At 39.3% G+C, this 3,204-nt stretch carries 3 protein-coding genes and 1 pseudogene; all 4 read right to left on the minus strand.

Annotated features, from left to right (window positions below; translation table 11 throughout):
- Positions 1–143: 143 nt before the first annotated feature.
- The gene (locus tag QV04_RS10780) at positions 144–629 is read right to left on the minus strand and encodes a hypothetical protein (protein WP_039087604.1); all 486 of its coding nucleotides are present in this window, start codon (positions 627–629) and stop codon (positions 144–146) included.
- A 33-nt stretch (positions 630–662) separates the two neighbouring features.
- Positions 663–1,139, minus strand: a complete 477-nt coding sequence (locus QV04_RS10785; protein ID WP_065231695.1) for a hypothetical protein — start codon at positions 1,137–1,139, stop codon at positions 663–665.
- A 20-nt stretch (positions 1,140–1,159) separates the two neighbouring features.
- The gene (locus QV04_RS10790; RefSeq protein WP_039087600.1) at positions 1,160–1,387 is read right to left on the minus strand and encodes a hypothetical protein; all 228 of its coding nucleotides are present in this window, start codon (positions 1,385–1,387) and stop codon (positions 1,160–1,162) included.
- A 281-nt stretch (positions 1,388–1,668) separates the two neighbouring features.
- Positions 1,669–3,077: pseudogene (locus tag QV04_RS10795) on the minus strand (IS1182 family transposase).
- Positions 3,078–3,204 lie beyond the last annotated feature (127 nt).

Below are 3,204 nucleotides of genomic sequence, written 5' to 3' on the forward strand. Positions count from 1 at the left end.
GGCAGATCATCATTGATATGAGGTTTCTTTTATCTAAAAATGTCATTGTTCAATCTCTTCAAAAGCAAAATGAACCACTATAAAATATGATTTATTTATGGCTTGAGCGAATTTAATATCAGAAATAGTAACAAATACCCAAATCAAATTTCTTTTATTAATGCCTGTATATTGACAATGAAATTTATCACATTCGCTCGGAGATTATCCCCTGTTACACCACCGAATAGTAAGATAGGGTACGTTAAATTACAGTGACCATTACTTTTGGATGCAAATAAAGATGTGTAGTTCTGCCTGTTATTGACGGCGTCACATACACTTTCTTTAGTCTGAGTTGCCACGAGCAAATATTTATCATCATGCAACATCACAGCAACAGGCTGAGTCAGTTTAATATTACTTTCTTCCCAAAAAGATGAATTTCCCAACAAAACTAAAAGTGCAGGCTTATTGGGGTCTATATGATGTGTCTCTAGAACATTGTCATGCTCTAGCGCTGCTTTTAATTCACTTAATGAGATGGTTTCATCAAATACTTGTGCAGTAAATGGCTCTGCTTTAACCACATTTACCACACTAAACGCCAACATTAATGCACCAAACATTCGTACAAATTTGTTCATCATTATAAATCCTTATCTTATAGAAACTCATTCTTATCAACGAACAGATATTTTTTTAACAAGAGCAGCAAATATCGTTATCGTTGACTTGATATTATTTTTGCTTATACCACCAATTAAATTCATTGTTGTCACTAGATTACAATTCTTGCCATTTTTAATAATATAAGCCCCGAATAACTGCCCATTCCAATCAGTAATTGTTTTTTCATTACATTGTGTTTCAGGAAGATATGCTATAAACAATATTCTAGAGTTCAAAAGACTTACTCCAACAGAAGACACACGAACATTTAGATTTTTCCATATTTCATTATCTCCCGTTGCATAAATTTGTACACCTTCACGTTGAGCTTGAAATCTCATTAAATCTTCACTCTCTAAAATGCTTCTTAATTCACTCCAAGAAAGTTTTTCATCAACCATTTCCGTAGTTGCCGCTTTTGCACTAACTGTATTTACCACGCCTAAGGCTAACATTGCTACACTAAGCATTTGTATAAATTTTTTCATCGTTTATTTCCCCTTACTTATTAACGGCTAATGGTAATTTCTAAGCAATTAGTAGCAACCGTATATTGAATAGAGTAATTTTTATACTCCTTGATGATTTTGTGCATTGCTTTATCAATAAGCTCCTTATCGTAATGAATACAAATAACTGCCTTTTGTTCTGCTACCTCAAGCTCTACTTTAAGCATGTCAATTTTCGCTTGCACCGTTGGCGCAATAAAATCATACGCTTCTTTTAAAGTTGTCATTTTTAAATCCTGATCCATCTAAATTGATTAAATACCGAACAAATATCGATATTGTTTATTGGTTCTTCAGTGCTTGTTATATGTAGATCTCTACGTCAAGTAGAGATCTACATTCAGTATGGTACTGAATGGCGTTTTAAAAGCGGTACTTTAGATGATATAAAAAAGCGACATTACACAATGTAATGTCGCCCAGACTGCTGACAAACCCATCTTTCCAAAATCATTTGATAAAAATGGGGTTGTTTTTTTACTTTGTTGCTTTTCTCTTGCTTTTCCTTTCAGATAATGGTGCCAGCGGTCATTTTCGCTGATTGTTTTACCCCTGCCTCAAACAAGTAAAATTGACGCCATAAATAAGACAAAATAGCCCATACCACCAGGGCAATTTTCTTGATATTTTGTGCCATTGCCGCAAGGAAGCATTGCATTTGCACTTTGGCTAACCCTCTATAACGAGCATAGCGATGTCCGTGATGTTGTTTGGCATCCGCAAAGCTGCGCTCTACGGTTTCCGCTCGGCGTTGGTAAAGTTTTCTGCCCTGCCTCGATACTCTCACTGCATTGGCGTTATCCACAGCATCTTGGTAGATATGCCTGGTGATGAGGCGTTCGGCTTTTTGGTTTTGGGTACACTGTGAACGTAGTGGGCAAGTTTGGCAGTGTGATAACCTTCTCGGGTGGTGGTGCTGTAGCTGAGCGATTGTCCTGCGGGGCACGTGTAACTGTCAGTTTCAGCATTATAGTGGAACGCACTTTTTCTTATGCGGTTCTTGCCTTTAGTGGGACGACGATAGCCAAATACACCAATAATGCCTCGTCGAGCAAGGCTTTCGGCAACAGGGGCGGTAAAATAGCCTGCATCAAGCCCAACCGCTTTGGGCTTGAACCGAAAGCGGTCTGTGGTCGCATCAAGACGAGCGATATAGGGTTGGCTGTCATTGACATTCCCTGCTGTCGCAAAGGTATCTAAAATAATCCCACATTGACCATCGACTGTGCGGTGGTCGAGATAGAAGAAACCTTTGGGCTTGTTATCTCGGTGCATATACCCGCTTTCAGGGTCGGTATTGCTCACGTTGGTGTCTTTGACTTCGACGGCTTTCTCACTCGCCTTTAACGGCTTTTTTCCCTTTGCTTCCCTCACTTTTGCCACATCTTCGTTGAGCATAGCAATATAGTGACTCACTCGAACTTCTCGCTTTTCATTATGCTTTTTGTTTTTATTGGCACTGGCTTTCAAGTGAGTGCTGTCAGTAAACAGATATTTACCCCCAACCAAGCCTTTTTCCATCGCTTGCCAAACGATGTGGGTAAAAATACGCTCAAATACATCCGTACCATTAAAACGGCGCAGGCGGTTTTGGCTTAAGGTACTGGCATCTATCACTTTTTCCGTGAGGCTCATCCCCAAAAACCAACGGTAAGCTACGTTGACCTCAATTTCTTTCACCAACTGGCGTTCGCTTTTAATGCCGAAAAGATAGCCGAGTAACATGATTTTGAACAAACGAACTGGGTCAACTGCGGGGCGACCGTTGTCATGGCAATAGAGATGCGCCACTTCATCACGAATGAATTCAAAATCGATGGCTTTAGCGACTTTACGGACAAGGTGGTCTTTCGGTACGAGTTGTTCGAGACTTATCATCTCGATTTCATATTGGGGAGAGACAGTATTTTTGAGCATAGGCATTTCTGATCTGCACCCCAAAAGTTGGACTTATTATCCAACAGACAAAGGTGCAGATTTTTTATGACTAAATATAACCAAACATTTAAACAACAAGTGGTAGATTTCTACTTTCAACACGAGG

Source organism: Gallibacterium genomosp. 1 (assembly GCF_001678575.1).
Classification (GTDB): domain Bacteria; phylum Pseudomonadota; class Gammaproteobacteria; order Enterobacterales; family Pasteurellaceae; genus Gallibacterium.

Excerpts from the sequence above, each read along its gene's own strand:
- QV04_RS10785 (WP_065231695.1), bottom strand. The coding sequence starts at position 1,139 with ATGAAAAAATTTATACAAATGCTTAGTGTAGCAATGTTAGCCTTAGGC.
- QV04_RS10780 (WP_039087604.1), bottom strand. The coding sequence starts at position 629 with ATGATGAACAAATTTGTACGAATGTTTGGTGCATTAATGTTGGCGTTT.
- QV04_RS10790 (WP_039087600.1), bottom strand. The coding sequence starts at position 1,387 with ATGACAACTTTAAAAGAAGCGTATGATTTTATTGCGCCAACGGTGCAA.